The following is an 18533-nucleotide window of genomic DNA, read 5'->3' as shown; positions in this document are numbered from 1 at the left end:
GGAGCCTCGAAGCGCGAAAAACCTGACTGAGCCGACAATGATCTCAGCCAGGCGGACAAGCTACAACCACTGCTTTCAGAGACGGCGCAAGGCGTGCGCGAAATCCGCCAGCGGCATTGGCTTGGCAAACAGATAACCCTGCAGATATTTCACGTGGCGTGCGGCGAGGTAAGCGCGTTGTTCGTCGGTTTCCACGCCTTCGGCAACCACTTGCAGTTCGAGTTTGGCCGACAGCTCGATGATGCTGTCCAGCACATGCCGCGAAAGCGTATTGACGCCGATCATGGCCACGAAGCTCTGGTCGATCTTGAGGAAGTCGACCTGGAACTGCTGCAGGTAGCTCAGGCTGGACTGCCCGGTGCCGAAGTCGTCGATGGCGATGCTCACGCCCAACCCGCGCAGCCGTTCGAACAGCGCGTGAATCTGCGCGCAGGGCTGGATCAGCTCGCGTTCGGTCAATTCCAGGGTCAAGGCGATCCGGTCTTTCGGAAACGCGTCGAGGAACGCCTTGCAGTCATCGAACAACGCTGAATCCAGGCAATGCTGGGCGGTGATGTTGATGCCGACATGAAAGCCGTGCGGCAGCTGATCCAGGCAGGTGCCCAGTTGCTGCGCGGTGCGCTTCATCAGCACCCGGGTCATCGGTACGATCAGCCCGCAGTCCTCGGCGTAGGGAATGAACAGGTCGGGGCGGACCAGGCCTTCGCGAGGATGTTGCCAGCGCATGAGCACTTCGACACCCGCCCAGCGGCCGTCCTCGCTGAACACCACCGGCTGGAAGAAGGGCACGAACTCCTCGGCGTCCAATGCGCGCTGCAGCTCCTGATAGCGCGAGCCGGAACGACTCATCACCCACCGGCAGAGCAGGCCGACCACCGCCGAGATGAGCAACAGCAGGCCGAACATGCCGGCGTACTGCTCGCGTATCAACGTCCAGCGCGCACCTTGCGGGATGCCGCTGACCACGCTGAACGGGTAGCGAGCGGACTGCAGTCGAGTTTGCCCGCCTGCGGCAGGCAGCGGCGCGCCCTGATGAACCTCGCCGCTGGCTTCGATCCAGCTGCGCCCGACGTGCAGGGTGATCGAGTAGGTCGAGCCCATCATGCGCAAGGCGTTGGCCAGGTGGTAACCGTCGACGGTGCTGAGCGCGCTGGCCTGGCCACGGACGGCGCGGTAGATCAACAAGCCGCGGTCGGGCGTCACCGAATTGCCGGGCAGCAGCCACAGCTGCCCATCGACGTAATCGAGCGGATTCACGTTTTCGCTCACTGCGCCCGACAGGGAGCTGCAATAAAGTGTGTCGCCCTGGATCAGATTCACCGAGCGCACGAAGGGCCGCCGGGTCACCTGGTCCAGCAGCGCCGGTTGTACCTGCGCGCAGGCTTGTCCGGACAGGGGCAGAACGGCATCTGCCGCTGCCGCGACGTTATCGAGGATGAGTTCGAATTGCTCGACCGCCAACTGGCTGGTGCGCGCCGCTGCCAGATGCAGCGAACGACCGGCTTCCCAGGTCAGCATGACCGCACCACTGGCCAGTGGTATTGCGGCCGCCAGCCAGGGCAACAGCAGGCGTGAAAATTTGCGTTTGGAGGCGGCAAGTGTCAGCGGCATGCTGGCGACAGTCCTTGTGCGCAGGAGATGCGAGCGGGAAAGCCGCCATCATTTCATGAAAGCGCCTGTGGGGGCAGGCGCCGACGCTTATTTATCCTTGGACTGATCGGGCTTCTGCATCTGTACCGAGGAAGGGGTGCCGTCGTTGTTGCCTTTGGTGGTGCTCTTGTCGGCGCTGTCGAAGCAGCCTTGCAGCAGTGCCAGACACAGCACCAGACCGGCGCACGGGATGAGTTTCATGATGATCTCCGATGTTCAGAACGTGCAGATTGGACTCGACCCTGTCCAATTGGTTGCCTGCGCCGAGCCGGATCCGGATCGGCGCAGGCTCACGCAGGTGCATCAAACCTCGGCAGCGCCGCGCAGGCGCTCGGCACCTTGGCGCAGCAGTCGCTCGGTGGCGGCCCAGCCCAGGCAACCGTCGGTGACCGACACGCCGTAGCGCATGTGCCCGCTGATCGGCTGGCTGCCTTCCTGCAAATGGCTTTCCAGCATGACCGCCACCAATGACCGGTCACCGTCCAGGCGCTGCTGCAGCACGTCGTCGAACACCGCTGGCTGGCGCAATGGGTCCTTGCCACTGTTGGCATGGCTGCAGTCGACCATGATGCGCGCCTTCACACCCGCTTTGGCCAGATCGTTGTGCACCTGGGCAATGCTCTGCCGGTCATGGTTGGGCCCCCGGTGCCCCCCGCGCAACACCAGGTGAGTGTCGGGATTGCCAGTGGTGTCGATCATGGCCGGGTGCCCTTGCGGATCGATGCCGAAATGGCGATGGGCATGGGCCGCACTGCGCATGGCATCGCACGCGACGGCAACGCCGCCGTCGGTACCATTCTTGAAGCCGACCGGGATCCCCAGGCCGCTGGCCAGTTCGCGGTGGATCTGCGATTCCGTGGTGCGTGCACCGATCGCCACCCAGCTCAACAGGTCGTCGAAGTACCCTGAGGCCATGGGTTGCAATACTTCGCTCGCCAGTGGCAGGCCCAGGCGCAGCATTTCGCGCATCAGGTCGCGGCACAGGGTCAGGCCGCCCGCCATGTCGTCGGTGCCGTCCAGGTAAGGATCGTATGCCAGGCCTTTCCAGCCCACGGTAGTGCGTGGTTTCTCCACGTAGGCGCGCATCACCAGCAGCATCTCGCCCTCTAACTCCTGCGCCAACTGGCTCAGGTTGCGTGCGTACTCCAGCGCGGACTTCGGATCGTGCAGGGAGCAGGGGCCCACTACGACCAGCAGGCGTGGGTCACGGCCTTCGAGAATGGCGCGGATGGCTTGGCGATGGGCTTGGACCTGGGTGCCCAGGTGATCGGCGAGGGGCAGCTGCTGCTTGAGCGCGAAATGCGTAGGCAGACGGTGAGTTGCCGGCGTGTTGGCGGCGTCTTTTGCCGCGGATGAAGCTGCGGCTGTGCGAGTCTGGACAGCAGAGGTGTGGTGCAGAGTGGTCAGGCTGTTGTTCATGGTCTGGGTCCTGGACAGCGGCGGGGGGGTTGCCCGCATGCGCTGCCCTGTTAAGGTGTTCGACAAAGTGCCGGGGAGTCTGGACTGCGGGTCATGCCACCCATCAACGACCGGTCGGAGGCGGCAGGCTGGCCCGAACGGAGGTTGCTAAATCGCCAGAGGTTGCGGATGTCGAAGCGGTAATAGGTAAAGTTGTTCATGAAGCGTTCCTCGATTTCGTGGCGAAAGTGCCGAAAAAAACATGAAGCCCTGAAAAGCAAAACCCCCAGTCAGGAGGCCGACTGGGGGTTGAGAATTCTCTGTCGGCGACCCCTGTGAAATGGGCGCCGATATTGGGTATCAGGCGCGCCAGTGGCTAAACCAATACCCAAAATAAACGTTTGCCGGTGCACGGACAGCCGTCATCGCTGCGCAGGTCGCAGGCAAGGATGCAGGGCTGAAGGTGTTGTGCGACATTGATAGTCTCCGGTGGATGGCTGGAGCTTACTTCAGCCATGGCGAAGGATTCAAGCTCATTCTTGACGTGGGGAGGATGCAATGACTTTGTACCTGCGGCCGGCTGTCGATCAGGATCTGCGTTTCGCCCGAGACCTCACTCGGCGAGCGATGCTGCCTTACTACGGCCGTCACGATCTGCTGTGGCTGGACGAGGGTTTCGATCAGGCCTGGCATTGGCGCGACAACCGATTGATCTGTCGCGACGCCGTGCCGCTGGGCTACATCAGTCTGTCCAGGGATGCCCATGCACTGTTCATCCGCGAGGTGCATCTGCTGCCGGTGCATCGTGGCCAGGGCGTAGGCCGTTGGGTGCTCGAGCAGGTGGTGCGGCAAGCGCGCTGCGAACGCTTGCCGCGGGTGCGTCTGATGGTGTTCAAGGACAACCCCGCGCAGCGGCTCTATGGCCGCCACGGTTTCGAGGTGGTGGGGGAGCAGGACAGTTTCCTGCGCATGGAGTACGTGCTGCCCAGCCCCGCCCGTTGACCATGTGCGGTCAGCGCTGGCCGTTCTCCAGTGCTGCGCTGATGGTGCCCAGTTTCATGCCCAGCAATACGGCGACCCGGTGCGCCTCGCCACGCCGCCCCTTCTTGCGTCCTGCCAACACCTGATAGGTGGTGGCAGGGTCCACGCCGTGCTCGCGCGCAAACTCTTGTACCGATTTCCCTTGCTGATCGAGCCAGGCTCTGGCTTGTGCGGCAGTCCGTATACCATGCATAGTTCAAGTCCGTTTTAGAGGGTTCAAAGTAGTTTTATTTCGCACCGTTTCGGGTGTTTCGATAAAGGATTATACATTCAAATGACTGGAATCGGTCCCCGACTAAGGGAAGAGCGCGAGCGTTTGGAGCTCACGCAACGAGAGTTTGGCCAGGTGGGTGGTGTCGAACCCAATGCGCAGGGCAAATACGAAAACGGCGAAAGATCACCACGGGCCGATTACTTGGCTGCCGTTTCGACGATAGGCGTCGACGTTCTCTACGTCGTGCTGGGCCGCCGGACGCCATTGGCCGAGCAGGCTCTCAGCGGCCGAGAAGAAAAAGTCCTAGAGACATATCGGACGCTTCCTACTTCCGGCCAAGCCGTCTTGAGCAATCTGGCCAGCAGCCTGGCCGAGATGGCGGCGAACTATTCAACGCGCAGTACGGTCCAGAAAAAAACACGGGCGAGAAATACCCCGGACTGATCTTCCGCACCGACGCCCCACGCCATATTCATGACGCTTTGAGCTAGGTCCGAGGCGGCAATGTTTGGTAATGTGGCAGCATTCCCCGAGACCACTATTACGAGGTGTCCGTTTGATTCGGGTTCTAGTAGTCGACGATCACGACCTGGTCCGTACCGGTATCACCCGCATGCTGGCCGATATCGACGACCTGCAGGTCGTAGGGCAGGCAGAGTCGGGCGAGGGGGCGTTGCAGTATGCTCGCGATCTCAAGCCGGACGTGGTGCTGATGGACGTCAAGATGCCCGGTATCGGTGGTCTCGAGGCGACTCGCAAATTGCTGCGCAGCCATCCCGACATAAAGGTGGTGGCCGTCACTGTCTGCGAGGAAGACCCGTTTCCGACGCGCCTGCTGCAAGCCGGTGCCGCCGGTTACCTGACCAAGGGGGCAGGGCTGGCCGAAATGGTCCAGGCGATTCGCCTGGTATTCGCCGGCCAGCGTTACATCAGTCCGCAGATTGCCCAGCAATTGGCCCTCAAGTCGTTCCAGCCGCAGACCAGTAATTCGCCGTTCGATCTGCTGTCCGAACGGGAAATCCAGATTGCCCTGATGATCGTCGGCTGCCAGAAAGTCCAGATCATCTCAGACAAGCTGTGCCTGTCGCCAAAAACGGTCAACACCTACCGCTACCGGATCTTCGAGAAGCTCTCCGTGACCAGCGATGTGGAATTGACCCTGCTGGCGGTGCGGCATGGCATGGTAGACACCAACCTTTGACCATGACTGCTGCATTCGATCCCAGTGCCTTTCTTGCCACCTGCAGCGGACGTCCGGGCGTGTACCGGATGTTCGACGACGCCATGCGCCTGCTTTACGTGGGCAAGGCGAAAAACCTCAAGAAGCGCTTGGCCAGCTATTTTCGCAAAACCGGCCAGGCGCCCAAGACCGCTGCCCTGGTGGGCAAGATCCAGCAGATCGAAACCACCATCACGGCCAACGAAACCGAGGCGTTGCTGCTCGAGCAGACCCTCATCAAGGAGTGGCGGCCGCCCTATAACATCCTGCTGCGCGATGACAAATCCTATCCGTACGTGTTTCTTTCCGACGGCGAGTTTCCGCGACTGAGCATCCATCGCGGCGCCAAGAAGGCCAAGGGTCGCTACTTTGGTCCCTATCCGAGCGCAGGAGCCATTCGCGAGAGCTTGAGCCTGTTGCAGAAGACCTTCTTCGTTCGCCAGTGCGAGGACAGCTACTTCAGAAACCGCACGCGCCCGTGCCTGCAACACCAGATCAAGCGCTGCAAGGCGCCGTGCGTGAGGCTCGTGGAGGCGCCTGAATATGCCGAGGACGTGCGCCATTCGGTGATGTTCCTGGAAGGGCGCAGCAACCAGTTGACCAACGAGCTTTCTGCCAGCATGGAGAAGGCGGCGATGGACCTGCAGTTCGAAGAGGCCGCGCAACTGCGCGACCAGATCGGCCTGCTGCGGCGCGTCCAGGACCAGCAGAGCATGGAAGGCGGCAGCGGCGACGTCGACGTCATCGCTGCCTTCGTCAACCCGGGCGGCGCGTGCGTACACCTGATCACCGTGCGCAGCGGCCGGGTGCTGGGCAGCAAGAATTTCTTCCCGCAGGTGGGTATCGAAGAAGAAGTCGCCGAAGTCATGTCGGCGTTTCTCTCGCAATACTACCTGGGCAGCTCCGAGCGCGACTTGCCGAGCGAGTTGATCGTCAACGTCATTCCCGAAGACCACGAAGCGTTGCTCGATGCCCTCGATACTTTGCGTGGCCGTGAATTGAGCCTCAGCCATCGCGTGCGCGGCACCCGCGCACGCTGGCAGCAGCTGGCCGTGACCAACGCCGAGCAGGCGCTGGGCGCACGGCTCGCCAATCGCCAGCACGTGGCTGCGCGGTTCGACGCGTTGGCCGAGGTGCTGAACCTGGACGAGCCACCGCAGCGGCTGGAATGCTACGACATCAGTCACTCCAGCGGCGAAGCCACCGTGGCGTCGTGCGTGGTGTTCGGGCCCGAAGGGCCGATCAAGTCGGATTACCGCCGCTACAACATCGAAGGCGTCACCGCAGGCGATGACTATGCGGCCATGCACCAGGCCCTGATGCGCCGCTTCAGCAAGATCAAGGCAGGCGAGGGCAAGCTACCCGACGTGCTGCTGGTGGACGGCGGCAAGGGCCAGTTGAACATGGCCCGTGAAGTGCTGAACGAACTGGCCATTCCCGACCTCATCCTGCTCGGCGTGGCCAAGGGCACGACCCGCAAGGCCGGCTTCGAAACGCTGTATCTGAACGACGTCGCCCACGAATTCACCCTCAAGGGCGACTCGCCGGCGCTGCACCTGATCCAGCAGATTCGTGACGAAGCCCACCGTTTTGCGATTACCGGTCACCGCGCGCGACGTGGCAAGACACGTCGCATCTCGACCCTGGAAGGGGTTGCAGGCGTGGGCCCCAAGCGTCGCCGCGAGTTGCTCAAGCATTTCGGCGGGCTGCAGGAAATCGCCCGCGCCAGCGTCGAGGAAATCGCCAAGGCACCGGGAATCAGTAAAAAGCTGGCAGAGTCGATTTATGCAAACCTGCACAGCGAGTAGAATGCCATCTCACCTTGCAGCCAGTTGTGCCGATGAATATCCCTAACTTGCTTACCGTACTGCGCGTCCTGCTGATACCGTTCTTCATATTGCTGTTCTATCTGCCCTACCATTGGAGCTACATGGCAGCCAGCACCGTGTTCGCTATAGCGGCGGCAACCGACTGGCTGGACGGCTACCTGGCCCGCCGTTGGGAGCAGAGCACACCATTCGGTGCGTTCCTCGATCCGGTGGCCGACAAGCTCATGGTGGCGGTGGCCCTGGTGCTGCTGGTGCAGGAACATGCCAACTTCTGGCTGACCCTGCCGGCGGCGATCATCATCGGTCGCGAAATCGTCGTCTCCGCGCTGCGCGAATGGATGGCCGAGATCGGCGCACGTGCCCAGGTCGCAGTGTCCAACATGGGCAAATGGAAGACCGCCGCGCAGATGCTGGCTTTGGTCATCCTGCTGGCCAACCCCAAGGCGGCCACCTTCTGGGTCATCCTGGGCTACGCCCTTTTGCTGGTCGCTGCCGCACTGACCTTGTGGTCCATGCTGCAATACCTGCGCGCCGCCTGGCCGCACTTGCGCATCACGGCCGAGAAGAAATAAAACTATTTTTGAATCAAGGGCTTGACGGGTGTCGCCGATTAGATAGAATGGCGCCCGTCAACACGATGCGGGAATAGCTCAGTTGGTAGAGCACGACCTTGCCAAGGTCGGGGTCGCGAGTTCGAGTCTCGTTTCCCGCTCCAGTTTGTTTGCGTGCAGCAGTTTCTTGCTTCACGTTTGGGGCCGAGTAGCAAAGTGGTTATGCTGCGGATTGCAAATCCGCCTACGCCGGTTCGATTCCGACCTCGGCCTCCATCATCGAGAACCCCGCAGATTAACGTCTGCGGGGTTTTTCTTTGGGCGGTCGAAAAGGCATGTGTTCCAGAACTTCTGGGGATGTGTTCAAGGACCATTCTTCGACAGCTCCACGATTGCGTTGACTCGTCGGTAGATCTTCTTGGCGATTTCGCGCGGCTGAGACATAGCCTCAAGCATCGAATTCAAATCATTGCTGGCGCTCAAGAATCTTTATCCGATCCAGCGGTCAGTTACTCCCGACGTATCCTGTGTGTTGCCATTTACGGCAGCCCGACTGATAAAACTAATTGGGAGCTGCTGAGGCGTGAGTGAATTAAGTATCTGGCTGGAAGCCATTATTCTGGGGTTGGTCCAGGGACTGACCGAATTCTTGCCGGTATCCTCCAGCGCGCATTTGCGCATTATCGGACCATTGTTACCCTCTGGCGGCGACCCAGGCGCTGCGTTTACCGCCATCACCCAGCTGGGCACCGAAGCAGCAGTGCTGCTGTACTTTCGCAAGGACATCCTGCGCATTGCCATGGCTTGGATCAAGTCGCTGGCTGACGCCTCTTACCGCAGCCATCCGGACGCCAGAATGGGCTGGCTGATCATCATCGGTACCTTGCCGATCTCGATCCTTGGACTGCTGTTCAAGGACTATATCGAAGGAAGCCTGCGCAATCTTTACCTCACGGCAACCATGCTCATCGTGTTCGCGCTGATCTTGGCCGCAGCGGACAAGATGGGGCGCAAGGAGCGCAAGCTCGATCAACTGACCTGGACCCATGGCCTGGTTTTCGGCTTTGCCCAGGCGCTGGCCCTGATTCCGGGCGTATCACGCTCAGGCGGCACCATCACCGCCGGGCTGATAATGGGCTACACACGTGAGGCTGCAGCGCGTTATTCATTCCTGCTGGCGGTGCCGGCGGTGATCGCTTCGGGCTTCTACCAGCTGTACCGCAGCTGGGGTGAATCCAGCACTTTCTCCGGCGGCCCAACATTGCTGGCTACGATCATTGCGTTCGTCGTCGGCTACGGGGTGATCGTGGTCTTCCTCAAGCTGGTTTCGACCAAGAGCTACATGCCATTCGTGTACTACCGCATCGCGCTCGGCCTGGGCGTCATCGGGCTTCTGAGCATGGGCGCGCTCAGCGCTGTGTGACTTGTTGCGATGCGCAGGATGCGCCCTCGCTTCAAGCGGGCAAAGCTATGTGGTTCAATGGAAAGAAATCAGGAGGATCCGTTATGGGCAAGAATGCCAACAAGCCTTTCTACATCGCCGCTGTCCCTTTGCTTGCAGTCGGTTGCGTCTTTGCCGCGCTTGGCGCATCGGGTCAGGAAGCGTTCGGATGGACAGCAATCGGGCTGCTCGTGCCCGGCATCGTCATGCTGATCACCGGCGCCATGCGTAAGCGTCGAGCTGCCTGAGAGTTCATCGGACAGCCCGTGCAGTCAGAACGGCGTGGGCTGTCGTCAGAAGTCCCATCGGGTGGTAATCATCACGTTCCTGGGCTCGCCATAGACGGCCGAGTTATAGAAGCCGATGTTGGTGTAGTAGTACTTGTCGAACAGGTTGTTGAGGTTGACCGTGGTCGATAACGCCGGGGTGATCTGGTACTTGGCCATGAGGTCCACCACCCAGTATTGCTTCTGGGCGAAGGTTTCGTAGGTATCGCGTGGCGAATTCCAGATCTCTTGCCACGCCTTGCTCTGCCAGCGTCCACCGCCGCCCACTGTCCACTGGTCGAGCACACCGGGCAGATTGTAGGTAGTGAACAAGGTGAACTGGTTTTCCGGCTCGAACGTCGAGATTTTCACGCCGCTGTCGTCGCGTACCACTTTATGGGTAAAACCGGCCTGCATCTGCCAACCTTGCGCCAGCTGCCCGGAGACTTCGAGTTCAAAGCCCTTGGTTTGCGCATCGGTACCTTTGAACGCGTAGTTGGAAGGCGTTGGGGTGAGGTTGTTGTAGTCGTCATCGGGCACTGACCGATTGCTTTCCTTGACTTGAAAGTAGGCCAGGCTGGCATTCAGCCGGCCTTCGAAAAACTCGCCCTTGATGCCCACTTCGTAGTTCTCGCCTTCATCGGGCTCGAGCAACTTGCGATTTCGATCCAGGTTGTAGGAATCCTGTGCAATGAAGATGTCGGTGTAGCTGGCATACACCGACAACTGCTCGTCCAGGTCGTAGACCGTACCGGCATAGGGGATCAGCCGGCCGCTTTCACGATAGGTGTCGTTATTGCCTGTCACGGTGTAGTTGACCAGGCGCCCACCGAGGATGAAATGCAGATCGTCGGTCGCGTTCAAGCGCGTGGTCAGGTAGACGCCGGTCTGCCGAACGACATCGTCGCTGATCTGCTGTGCGGTACCCCAGGCCGGTTTGTCGACGTTGCCGTGCCAGTTGAAGAAGTCGAGCTGGTTGCCGTTGGGATAGGTCACGTCCCAGAAGCCCTTGCCTTGCCAATGCGACTTGCTGATCGAACCGCCCAGAACCACCTCGTGTTCGCGGCCCAGGAACTGGAAAGGACCGCTGACATAGGCGTCGGCTGAATCGCTGCTGGTTTCGCCACGGTAGCGCTGGCCATTGAGCCGGGCCGTGCCGTCGACGGCTGGGGTATCGCCCTGGATCGAGCCCAGTTGTGCGTCATAGCCGTTGATCTTGTGGTCCAGTTGCAACTTGGTTACCCAACCATCACCGAACTGGTGCTCCAGCGTCGCGAATACCGTGCGCGTGTATTGCTTCCAGCTGCTCCAGTCGGCTGCGTTGCTGAAGGAGCGCTTGACGTCGTTGCGCTCGCCGGCGGCGTTGAGCAAAGGAAAACTGCCAGACCAGGTCGAGCCGCGCGGATCATTGTTCTGGTAGTCGCCGCCCACGGTCAGCAACGTGTCCGGGGAAAGATCGAACTCCAGAATGCCGTAGTACACCTCGGCCTGGCTGCCGTAGCGGTCCATGAAGGAATTCTTGTCCTGATAGGCCGCCACGGCACGCCCGCGTACGTTGCCGGTCGGCGTCAGCGATCCGCTGACGTCGACTTCGCTGCGGTAGTTGTCCCATGAGCCCGCGCCCAGGCTCAGATGCCCCTGGAAATCGGTGGTGGGCTTCTTGCGGATCAAGTTGATCGTGGCACCCAGCGAGCCTGCACCGACCAGCAGGCCGGGTGACCCCTTGAGCACTTCGATGCGGTCGTAGACCGCCATGTCGCTGAGCGAGTTACCGGCCGAATAGCCGACATTGCGTACCGCAGATGGAATGCCATCGTACTGAAAGTTGTTGATCGAGAAACCGCGAGCGTAGTAGTTGGAGCGATCACTGTCATAGGCCGAGACGGTAATGCCTGGGGTGTGCCGCATCACGTCGTCGACATTGTCCAGCGCGAAGTCATCCATGTGCTGACGGGTGACGACGGTGACCGACTGCGGTGTCTGCCTGGGGCTCAGTACCAGCCGGGTGGCCGTGGCGATCAGGCCGGGTGTGTAGGAGCCGGTGCCTTCGGTGATATTGCCCAGTTGGTTGCCGGTGATCTGGGTGGGCGCCAGATCGAGCCCGACACCGGCGGTCGTCAGGGCAATCAGGACGAAACCATCGCCCTGTTTCACGGCGCCGATTCCGCTGGCGCCCAGCAGCTCATCCAAGGCCTGGTCGGTACTGAATCGACCGTGCAATCCTGGGCTGCGCTTGCTGTCCAGCAGTTGCGGATCGAACACGATGGTCACACCGGTACTGCGGCTGAGCTCGGTCAGGGCGCTGTCCAGGCTGCCCGGCTGAATATCGATCTGTTGCAGGTCGGCTGCCTGCACCGCAGAGGCGGCGATACCGGCAAGGCTCCAGCAGATCACGGCAGGGAAGACGGTTCGACCTAACAGGTGAGGGTGGAGGCGAGGCGAGGGGCGCTGGGTCACTTTGAGGATCTCGAACGGATTGAGTGAGGCATTCACTTAGCTATGCCGTCCCAGACTCGAAATCCCATCACTGCACCACGTTTTTTCACGCAGCCGAGCCGACGTGGGACCAATAGCGAGTAATCGTTCGTACGCGCAGGCCATGGGCGCGGGCGATCAACGCCACCGACTGATCGGCTTGCAAGGTACTGAAGTTACCGCTGACCGGCAGCGCGGCAATGCGTTGTTCCCAGTTCAGGTAACCGGCCCGGTAGCGTGACAGCTCGCCGAGCACCTGTGCCAATGGCAGGTTTCGAACGATCAGCATGCCGTTGCGCCAGGCACCGTGGTCGGGGGCAGGCCCGGGTGTGCGCCGCAGCGCTGAGTGACTGACGAGCCACTGCTCTCCTGCGTGCATCTCGAGCGCTGCGTGCCCGGCACTCGCCTCCAGCTTGACGGTGCCCTCGGCGATTGTCAGGCACGTGTGGTCCCCGAACAGCCTGGCTTCGAAGCGTGCATGAAGCGCATCCACCCGGCAGTGCGGCGTTGTCAGCTGCAGGGGCAGACCACTGCCGGCTGTTGTCACACCCAGCTCGCCGCGCAACAGGGTGACGCGTTGCACGCCTTCGAGGTCGGCTTTCACCGCGCTGTCGGTGTTGAGTTCGAGCAAGGTGCCACTGGGAAGTGTCCAGCGACGGAATTCCCCCGTGCGGGTGCTGTAGTCGGCGATCAGGCGTTGCCAAGGCGCGTACCGTTGGGTGCCACAGCCAATCGCGGCGGTGCCTGAACCCAGCACCAGCAGCTTGAGCAGTTGCCGCCGCTGCAGGCGTCCGGTGGGTAGTCGGTTCAGGGCGCTCATCGCGGCACTGGCGGGCAGCCGCGCAAAGGGCTCATTCAGGCCTTGCAGGCGTTGCCAGGCCAGGGCATGCCGGGCATCGGCCGCCAGCCAGTGCTGGAAGGCGTCGTGGGTCGCCGCGTCGGCTGTGTTGAAGCTGATCTTGAGCGACCAGTCGATGGCCGCATCGAGTATCTGCGGCGACACCAGGGTACATGGCGTGCTCACTGCGTTTCCTGCGCGAAGGTTGCGGTGTAGCAAGCGCGCAGTGCCTGGGCGAGGTAACGCTCAACGCTTGGCACGGATACCCCAAGCTCCCTGGCGATGGCGGGACACTTCAATCCTTCGAGCTGGGCGAGCAGGAAAGCCCGGCGCACGATGGGGCGCAGGCTGTCCAGCAGGCAGTCGATGGCCACCAGCGCCTCGATCACCAGAAGTCCCGTTTCAGGAGAGGGGGCCTGTTCGCAGGGCAGTTCCGCCAGCGTTTCCAGCCAGGCCCTTTCGATATCCCGACGCCGCCACAGGTCGATCACCAGACCCCGGGCCACCGTTCGCAGGTAGGCACGCGGCTGCTCCATGGTTTGCACGCTACGACGCTGCAGCAAGCGCACAAAGGTATCCTGCGCCAGGTCGGCGGCGTCGGCGGTATTGCGCAATCGGCCATACAACCACGCCCGGAGCCAGGAATGGTGATCCTGATAGAGTCTTTCCAAGCCTGGGCCGGTGTGCGAAAGGTGCATGCAGGATCTCATGGAGCATCAGATGATAAAGTCTCGCATTATCATCTGATGACCCGCAGTTTGAAACCTGCGATTTGAATCTTCGGCTCTTCGCCGGCACATCCAGGAAAACTGATCCCTGACCACAACAGCGGACGCAGTGAAAGATCTTACAGGCCCGACCGCTGGTGCAACCCAACGACCGTTCATTCCATTGGCGCCAAACTAATGCCCCACAATAATGGCACTAAGATATCATGGGGCAGTCTAGTAAAATTCTGAATCATATTTTCCGGTGCCCCATGCAAGCCGTTCAAGCTCAACCGGCTCATTCCCCCGAACCGCACACCATGGCACTGGTCGAGCAGGCCATCGCAAGCGGCGTGGGTGGTCTGACGTTCGACCGTGAACTGGAGCGTCGCTACGAGGCCGATACCCAACGCCAGCGCCTGCAGTTCCTGACGTCCACCGGTATCTGCGGTGCAGTGATCTACAACCTGTTCCTGATCAGCGACTGGTTGGCCCTCGAAGATGTGTTCGCCTATGTGGCTGTAGGGCGCCTGCTGCTGATCACCCCAATGATCATTGCCATCCTGCTGCTGGCCCAACGCCTGACCTCACGTCGAGCGCTGGAGACGGTGTCGGCGCTGGCCACGGTATTGTCCTCGTTGATGCCGCTGGTGGTGATGATCTACAGCGACAGTCCCTATCGCCTGCACTATCAGTTAGGCATGCTGTTGCTGATGGTGTACTGCACGATGATTCAACAGTTACCGTTTCGCTTCGCGGTGGCTGCCATGGCCAGCATGCTCGGCATCCAGTTGCTGACCACTCACATCGCGGGATTCATGGACCCGGTGACGTGGCGCGCCAATGCCTTCTTGTACGGATCAACAGTGGTGCTGTTGCTGATGGCTTCGTATTTCCTCGAGCGTGCGAGCCGACTCAGCTATCTGTTTGCCTTGCGCGGGCGCCTGCTGGAAGTGCAACTGACCGAAATGGCCCGCACCGACCCACTGACTCAACTGTTCAACCGTCGGCACCAGGGCGATGTCACCGCCCAGCTGTGGCAGGCAGCAGGGACCGAAGCGACCTGCGTGACGGCGATCCTCATCGACATCGATCACTTCAAGCTCTACAACGACAGCTATGGCCACCTGCAAGGGGACAGCTGTCTCAAGCAGGTCAGTGCAACCATCAAGGAGTTGTCCCGGCAATCCAATGCCATGCCGTTCCGTTTCGGTGGCGAGGAGATGCTGGTGTTGCTGGTGGGGGCCGATAGCCAGCAGGCCAGGCAGTTGGGGCAGGACCTGTGCACGGCGGTCGCGGACCTGGGGCTTGCCCATCCCGCCCTGGGCGCCGGGGCACGCGTGACCATCAGCGTGGGGATAGCGATGGGCATCGCGCCCTACGTCACGGCGCACAACCTGATAGGTGCTGCCGACAAGGCCCTGTACGCCGCCAAGAACGCCGGGCGCAACTGCCTGCGGCAGGCTCCTTTCGAAGGCAGCGCGGCGGCTTGAACGGCAACCTGAACGGTCACTTCTGCAACGCCTGCAGGCGTGCCTCCTTGGCGTCGTCGAAAATCATGTAAAGCGCCTCGATATCGGCCGGCTTGAGTTTGCGCGACTGTTCGAGTCCCAGGATCAGGGCAATTTCAAGCGCGCCTTCGCGCTCTACATCCGCTTTGGTGCTGGCGGCATTCAACGCGCGGACCAGGCCATTGACCGAGCCTCGTACGTCCTTGGGCAGTTTCAGTAGATCCAGTCGTTCCTGCGGCATGTGACGCTCTCCAGCAAAATAGGGGTGGTCGGTGGTCATTCCACCTGTGCTCAGCGCGTCAATTCGTGGCCGTACGGTACGCGGAAGCCCGACGCATTGCGATGACCGCCACCGCCGAACTGTTTGGCGACTTCCGACACGTCCATGCCTTCATCGGTGCTACGCAACGAAAACGAGCGACCCTTGGGGCCATCCGAGTAGCACGCGGCAAACGGCTCGCCCTGGGTCATGATGTTGCCGGCATCGCTGGCGAATAATGAGGGTATGTTGGCCACCGGCACGTCGTGACCGCCGATCGACATTCGCCGCGCGGTGGCGCGCAGCAGATCGGCCACGGTTTTCTGTCGCTGCCGTTCGATCGCAATGCCGTCCGCCAACAGCGTCTCGACGGGCGCAGCCAGCAGCGCATCCCACACGGCAAACTCCTGCGGATAACTGAACAGATTGGACAGCACTTCGCGCGTACCCGGCAGGTTGAACCGCCACAGGTCGCGGTCCTCGATATGGTCGATCAGGGCAGGGCGCGGCTGGCCGGCGAAGAAGTAGTCCCAGGCCAGGCCGGCACCCGAGCGGCTCATGTCGAACAGGGCGTGCACATTGCCGCCTTCTGCCTGTTCACCAAAGGCTGCGGCCGGCGGCACCTGGAGCAGGTCGGCCTGGGCGGTCTTGTGGTGATCGAGCACGAGGATCGAAAGGGCTTGGGCCGCCATCGCCATGAGCGTCTGGTAATCGTAGGCGAAGTCGACGATGAACACATGCCTGCCGGTGACATCGGGTGGCGGCTGGCCGTGTCCGGCGGCATGGAATTCGACATCGGGCCCGAGCGCCTTGCGCACTACCCAGGCTGCGCCGAAGCCGTCGGCACAGTTTCCGTGGTAGATGCAAAGCGTGGTTGTAGGGGCTGCGATCATGTAAGGCTCCGGAAATCGACGGGTATTGCAGGCGGGCATTCTAAGCGATTGCGGGGCCCTGCGCGTGACTGCCAGCGCCGAACCGTTCAATGTCCGGCGACCGTCCATCGCCACAGCGAAGTATTTCGCCGGCCCCGGCAGTCATTGTCATTTCAAGCAGTGCATTTCACACAGGCACTTTATCGTGGAAAAAAATATGTCGATTTCAACGTCCAGCCCGGATCAGCGTCACCATGCGATGCAGGCGTTGCTCGAGGAATTTTCGTTGCGCGGGGTCGACATGCAAGCGGTTGCCGAAGCGGCGAAGCTCAGGCTCCTGGGCAGCCCGCAGTTGTGCCTGCTGCCTGCCGACTATCGCGTCCAGTGCGCCAAGGCGGTTGACGAGCTGATGGACCAGGCTACCCCCTCGCAATCCTGAACCTGCGCTTTTGCTCGGCCGTGTGGCCTCCCGCTAACTCGAGGTAATTGCAGCCATGGTCGAACTCGCCGATGACCTTTACCAGCAGATGGCGCAGGCCCCTTATCTGGTACTGACCGGGGCAGGCATCAGTACCGCGTCCGGCATTCCCGATTATCGCGATAGCGACGGGGTCAGGCGGGGCAGCGCACCGATCATGCATCAGGACTTCATCGCCAGCCCCGCCACGCGCAAGCGCTACTGGGCGCGGGCGATGGTGGGCTGGCGGGGTGTGCACCAGGCCACGCCCAACCCGGCTCACCAGGCGCTGGCAGCACTGCAGGGGCAGGGCCTGATCAGCGGGGTGATCACCCAGAATGTCGACGGGCTGCACGATGTGGCTGGCAGCCGCAACGTCGTCGAACTCCATGGCAACCTGCACCGAGTGGTCTGTCTGGATTGCGGCATGCGACTGCGGCGCGACGATGTGCAGTTGCTGCTCGAAGAGCAGAATCCTTACCTGCAGGACGTGCATGCGGTACTCGCGCCTGATGGTGATGCACAACTGGCAGCGCGCTTTCTCGAGGCATTCCGCATGCCCCATTGTCCTTGCTGTGGCAGTGATCTGCTCAAGCCTGACGTGGTGTTCTTTGGCGGAGGCGTCGAACCGGAGCAGGCTCGGGCCGCGTGGAAGGCAGTGGAAGCGGCGCCTGGCATGCTGATCGTCGGCACATCACTGATGGCCTATTCGAGCTTTCGCCTGTGTCAGGAGATGTCTCGCCAAGGCAAACGCCTGCTGGCGATCAACATGGGCCGCACTCGCGCCGATGGACTGCTCAGCATTAAGGTCACGCAGCCGTGCGAGCAGGTTCTGCCCCAGATAGCGCGAAGGCTGGTCCAGGGCAGCCAGTCGTCAACCTAACGCGGTATCCATGAACATCATTACCGCGAACCCCAGCATCAGGCCCAGCGTTGCCGGGGTCTGGTGACCATTGCGGTGGGTTTCAGGAATCACTTCGTGAGACACCACGAAAATCATGGCACCAGCGGCCAGTCCCATGCTGATCGGGTAAGACAGCGCGAACCCGCTCGACAGCCCAAGGCCCACCATCGCGCCCAGCGGTTCCATCAGACCGGAGCCCATCGCCACCAAGGCAGCCTTGCCCGCGCTGAGTCCCGTCGCCCGCAATGACATGGCCACGGCCAGGCCTTCGGGAATGTCCTGCAACAGAATCGCGCTGGTCAGCGGAATGCCGACTGCAAGGTTGCCGTCGGACAGGCTGACACCGATGGCCATGCCTTCAGGCAGGTTGTGCAGAGTGATGGCCAACACGAACAGCCACACTCTGTGGATTCGTTCGGAATTGGGGCCGTGTCTGCCGGCGTTTTCATGTTCGTGGGGAATGACCTTGTCCAGCGCCAGCATCAAGCCCACGCCAAGCCCCAGGCCGAGGATCACCACCAAGGCGGCGACCGCAGAGCTGTCGGTGTGGGTATTGGCGGCTGCCAGGCCTGGCAGCAACAGCGAGAAGGTGCTCGCTGCCAGCATCATGCCGCCAGCGAAGCCGAGCATCACATCCTGTACTTTGGAGGATATCTCCCTGAGTGCCAGGGCGATCAATGCGCCCAGGGCAGTCGCTGCAAAGCCACCGGTGCCGCCCAGCAGTGCATACCAGGCATGTTGACGGTCGGCGTGCAGCAGGGCATTGACGATGCTCCATACCACCACCACCGCACTGACGGCCAGAAGCAGGCCGGTGAGGGTCCATAACCAGGGTTTGTCGCGAAAACGCTGTGGCCAGCTGTCGTTGGTGGCGGTGTTGGAAGGCATAGGTCTCTCTGGA

21 protein-coding genes and 2 tRNA genes are annotated in these 18533 nt (G+C 61.4%); 12 read left to right on the top strand and 11 right to left on the bottom strand.

The features are described from left to right. Positions 1 to 75 precede the first annotated feature (75 nt). The 4 genes from IFT80_RS09415 to IFT80_RS09400 form a co-directional block, all read right to left on the bottom strand. Positions 76 to 1611 carry an EAL domain-containing protein gene (locus tag IFT80_RS09415; RefSeq protein ID WP_192137414.1) on the bottom strand — a complete coding sequence of 512 codons (1536 nt, stop codon included), beginning with the start codon at positions 1609 to 1611 and terminating at the stop codon, positions 76 to 78. Between the two features lie 87 nt (positions 1612 to 1698). Next, positions 1699 to 1851, bottom strand: coding sequence for a hypothetical protein (locus IFT80_RS09410; protein ID WP_163007546.1), 153 nt, complete (start codon positions 1849 to 1851; stop codon positions 1699 to 1701). A gap of 102 nt (positions 1852 to 1953) precedes the next feature. Continuing rightward, positions 1954 to 3069 carry a 3-deoxy-7-phosphoheptulonate synthase gene (locus IFT80_RS09405; RefSeq protein ID WP_192137412.1) on the bottom strand — a complete coding sequence of 372 codons (1116 nt, stop codon included), beginning with the start codon at positions 3067 to 3069 and terminating at the stop codon, positions 1954 to 1956. Positions 3070 to 3119: 50 nt separating this feature from the next. Then, entirely contained in the window at positions 3120 to 3269 is a 150-nt protein-coding gene (locus tag IFT80_RS09400) for a hypothetical protein (protein WP_185793061.1), read from the bottom strand. Between the two features lie 337 nt (positions 3270 to 3606). Here IFT80_RS09400 and IFT80_RS09395 point away from each other — a divergent pair, with 337 nt between their 5' ends. Next, positions 3607 to 4050, top strand: coding sequence for a GNAT family N-acetyltransferase (locus IFT80_RS09395; protein WP_122477414.1), 444 nt, complete (start codon positions 3607 to 3609; stop codon positions 4048 to 4050). Positions 4051 to 4060: 10 nt separating this feature from the next. Here the strand turns inward: IFT80_RS09395 and IFT80_RS09390 are convergent, their stop codons facing one another. Continuing rightward, positions 4061 to 4282, bottom strand: coding sequence for a DNA-binding protein (locus tag IFT80_RS09390; RefSeq protein ID WP_122477415.1), 222 nt, complete (start codon positions 4280 to 4282; stop codon positions 4061 to 4063). A gap of 81 nt (positions 4283 to 4363) precedes the next feature. On the opposite strand from IFT80_RS09390, the gene IFT80_RS09385 reads away from it, so the two are divergent. From IFT80_RS09385 to IFT80_RS09350, 8 genes are all read left to right on the top strand, one after another. Further along, positions 4364 to 4747, top strand: coding sequence for a helix-turn-helix domain-containing protein (locus tag IFT80_RS09385; protein WP_192055541.1), 384 nt, complete (start codon positions 4364 to 4366; stop codon positions 4745 to 4747). 112 nt (positions 4748 to 4859) lie between these two features. Further along, positions 4860 to 5504: a response regulator transcription factor GacA gene (gene gacA, locus IFT80_RS09380; RefSeq protein ID WP_122477418.1), complete on the top strand. Its 645-nt coding sequence runs from the start codon at positions 4860 to 4862 to the stop codon at positions 5502 to 5504. Positions 5505 to 5506: 2 nt separating this feature from the next. Then, positions 5507 to 7330: an excinuclease ABC subunit UvrC gene (gene uvrC, locus IFT80_RS09375; RefSeq protein ID WP_192137410.1), complete on the top strand. Its 1824-nt coding sequence runs from the start codon at positions 5507 to 5509 to the stop codon at positions 7328 to 7330. A gap of 32 nt (positions 7331 to 7362) precedes the next feature. Further along, the gene (gene pgsA, locus IFT80_RS09370; RefSeq protein WP_122477422.1) at positions 7363 to 7923 is read left to right on the top strand and encodes a CDP-diacylglycerol--glycerol-3-phosphate 3-phosphatidyltransferase; all 561 of its coding nucleotides are present in this window, start codon (positions 7363 to 7365) and stop codon (positions 7921 to 7923) included. Positions 7924 to 7990: 67 nt separating this feature from the next. Then, a tRNA-Gly gene (locus IFT80_RS09365) sits at positions 7991 to 8066 on the top strand. Between the two features lie 38 nt (positions 8067 to 8104). Beyond that, positions 8105 to 8178: transfer RNA gene (locus IFT80_RS09360), tRNA-Cys, on the top strand. Positions 8179 to 8485: 307 nt separating this feature from the next. Further along, positions 8486 to 9325 carry an undecaprenyl-diphosphate phosphatase gene (locus tag IFT80_RS09355; protein ID WP_264381358.1) on the top strand — a complete coding sequence of 280 codons (840 nt, stop codon included), beginning with the start codon at positions 8486 to 8488 and terminating at the stop codon, positions 9323 to 9325. A gap of 83 nt (positions 9326 to 9408) precedes the next feature. Then, entirely contained in the window at positions 9409 to 9591 is a 183-nt protein-coding gene (locus IFT80_RS09350) for a hypothetical protein (RefSeq protein ID WP_192055539.1), read from the top strand. 45 nt (positions 9592 to 9636) lie between these two features. Here the strand turns inward: IFT80_RS09350 and IFT80_RS09345 are convergent, their stop codons facing one another. From IFT80_RS09345 to IFT80_RS09335, 3 genes are read right to left on the bottom strand one after another with little or no spacing between them, the layout of a single operon-like run. After that, positions 9637 to 12102, bottom strand: coding sequence for a TonB-dependent siderophore receptor (locus IFT80_RS09345; RefSeq protein ID WP_446730983.1), 2466 nt, complete (start codon positions 12100 to 12102; stop codon positions 9637 to 9639). Positions 12103 to 12151: 49 nt separating this feature from the next. Continuing rightward, on the bottom strand, positions 12152 to 13108 hold the full coding sequence (locus IFT80_RS09340) for a FecR domain-containing protein (RefSeq protein WP_192137408.1): 957 nt from the start codon (positions 13106 to 13108) through the stop codon (positions 12152 to 12154). Then, entirely contained in the window at positions 13105 to 13620 is a 516-nt protein-coding gene (locus tag IFT80_RS09335) for a sigma-70 family RNA polymerase sigma factor (RefSeq protein WP_185793121.1), read from the bottom strand. Before IFT80_RS09335 ends, IFT80_RS09340 begins: the two co-directional genes overlap by 4 nt. Positions 13621 to 13901: 281 nt before the next feature. Here IFT80_RS09335 and IFT80_RS09330 point away from each other — a divergent pair, with 281 nt between their 5' ends. Further along, positions 13902 to 15122 carry a GGDEF domain-containing protein gene (locus IFT80_RS09330; RefSeq protein WP_122477432.1) on the top strand — a complete coding sequence of 407 codons (1221 nt, stop codon included), beginning with the start codon at positions 13902 to 13904 and terminating at the stop codon, positions 15120 to 15122. Positions 15123 to 15138: 16 nt separating this feature from the next. On the opposite strand, the gene IFT80_RS09325 is transcribed toward IFT80_RS09330, so the two are convergent. Together IFT80_RS09325 and IFT80_RS09320 are read right to left on the bottom strand one after the other, a co-directional pair. Next, a complete protein-coding gene (locus tag IFT80_RS09325; protein ID WP_122477434.1) occupies positions 15139 to 15381 on the bottom strand; it encodes a hypothetical protein in 243 nt (80 codons plus the stop codon). Between the two features lie 50 nt (positions 15382 to 15431). After that, positions 15432 to 16292 (bottom strand): DHH family phosphoesterase, encoded by an 861-nt coding sequence (locus IFT80_RS09320; protein WP_122477435.1) that lies wholly within the window; start codon positions 16290 to 16292, stop codon positions 15432 to 15434. Positions 16293 to 16488: 196 nt separating this feature from the next. Here IFT80_RS09320 and IFT80_RS09315 point away from each other — a divergent pair, with 196 nt between their 5' ends. Both IFT80_RS09315 and IFT80_RS09310 read left to right on the top strand, forming a co-directional pair. Further along, on the top strand, positions 16489 to 16710 hold the full coding sequence (locus IFT80_RS09315; RefSeq protein ID WP_122477437.1) for a hypothetical protein: 222 nt from the start codon (positions 16489 to 16491) through the stop codon (positions 16708 to 16710). Positions 16711 to 16765: 55 nt separating this feature from the next. Further along, complete coding sequence (locus IFT80_RS09310) at positions 16766 to 17611, top strand: NAD-dependent protein deacetylase (protein ID WP_192137406.1); 846 nt, start codon at positions 16766 to 16768, stop codon at positions 17609 to 17611. Here IFT80_RS09310 and IFT80_RS09305 read toward each other — a convergent pair. After that, positions 17603 to 18520: a ZIP family metal transporter gene (locus IFT80_RS09305; protein ID WP_185793125.1), complete on the bottom strand. Its 918-nt coding sequence runs from the start codon at positions 18518 to 18520 to the stop codon at positions 17603 to 17605. The two genes, IFT80_RS09310 and IFT80_RS09305, sit on opposite strands and share 9 nt — an antisense overlap. Positions 18521 to 18533: the final 13 nt, after the last annotated feature.

This window comes from Pseudomonas sp. CFBP 8771, assembly GCF_014841695.1.
Lineage (GTDB): Bacteria > Pseudomonadota > Gammaproteobacteria > Pseudomonadales > Pseudomonadaceae > Aquipseudomonas > Aquipseudomonas baltica.
Note: the sequence above shows the minus strand (reverse complement) of the source record. Positions and strands in the feature narration are given on the sequence as shown.

Coding starts and splice junctions, on each gene's coding strand:
- IFT80_RS09325 (WP_122477434.1), bottom strand. CDS start 15,381: ATGCCGCAGGAACGACTGGATCTACTGAAACTGCCCAAGGACGTACGA.
- IFT80_RS09415 (WP_192137414.1), bottom strand. CDS start 1,611: ATGCCGCTGACACTTGCCGCCTCCAAACGCAAATTTTCACGCCTGCTG.
- IFT80_RS09330 (WP_122477432.1), top strand. CDS start 13,902: ATGCAAGCCGTTCAAGCTCAACCGGCTCATTCCCCCGAACCGCACACC.
- IFT80_RS09335 (WP_185793121.1), bottom strand. CDS start 13,620: ATGCACCTTTCGCACACCGGCCCAGGCTTGGAAAGACTCTATCAGGAT.
- IFT80_RS09350 (WP_192055539.1), top strand. CDS start 9,409: ATGGGCAAGAATGCCAACAAGCCTTTCTACATCGCCGCTGTCCCTTTG.
- IFT80_RS09390 (WP_122477415.1), bottom strand. CDS start 4,282: ATGCATGGTATACGGACTGCCGCACAAGCCAGAGCCTGGCTCGATCAG.
- uvrC (WP_192137410.1), top strand. CDS start 5,507: ATGACTGCTGCATTCGATCCCAGTGCCTTTCTTGCCACCTGCAGCGGA.
- IFT80_RS09305 (WP_185793125.1), bottom strand. CDS start 18,520: ATGCCTTCCAACACCGCCACCAACGACAGCTGGCCACAGCGTTTTCGC.
- pgsA (WP_122477422.1), top strand. CDS start 7,363: ATGAATATCCCTAACTTGCTTACCGTACTGCGCGTCCTGCTGATACCG.
- IFT80_RS09315 (WP_122477437.1), top strand. CDS start 16,489: ATGTCGATTTCAACGTCCAGCCCGGATCAGCGTCACCATGCGATGCAG.
- IFT80_RS09400 (WP_185793061.1), bottom strand. CDS start 3,269: ATGAACAACTTTACCTATTACCGCTTCGACATCCGCAACCTCTGGCGA.
- IFT80_RS09385 (WP_192055541.1), top strand. CDS start 4,364: ATGACTGGAATCGGTCCCCGACTAAGGGAAGAGCGCGAGCGTTTGGAG.
- IFT80_RS09405 (WP_192137412.1), bottom strand. CDS start 3,069: ATGAACAACAGCCTGACCACTCTGCACCACACCTCTGCTGTCCAGACT.
- IFT80_RS09410 (WP_163007546.1), bottom strand. CDS start 1,851: ATGAAACTCATCCCGTGCGCCGGTCTGGTGCTGTGTCTGGCACTGCTG.
- IFT80_RS09395 (WP_122477414.1), top strand. CDS start 3,607: ATGACTTTGTACCTGCGGCCGGCTGTCGATCAGGATCTGCGTTTCGCC.
- IFT80_RS09320 (WP_122477435.1), bottom strand. CDS start 16,292: ATGATCGCAGCCCCTACAACCACGCTTTGCATCTACCACGGAAACTGT.
- IFT80_RS09310 (WP_192137406.1), top strand. CDS start 16,766: ATGGTCGAACTCGCCGATGACCTTTACCAGCAGATGGCGCAGGCCCCT.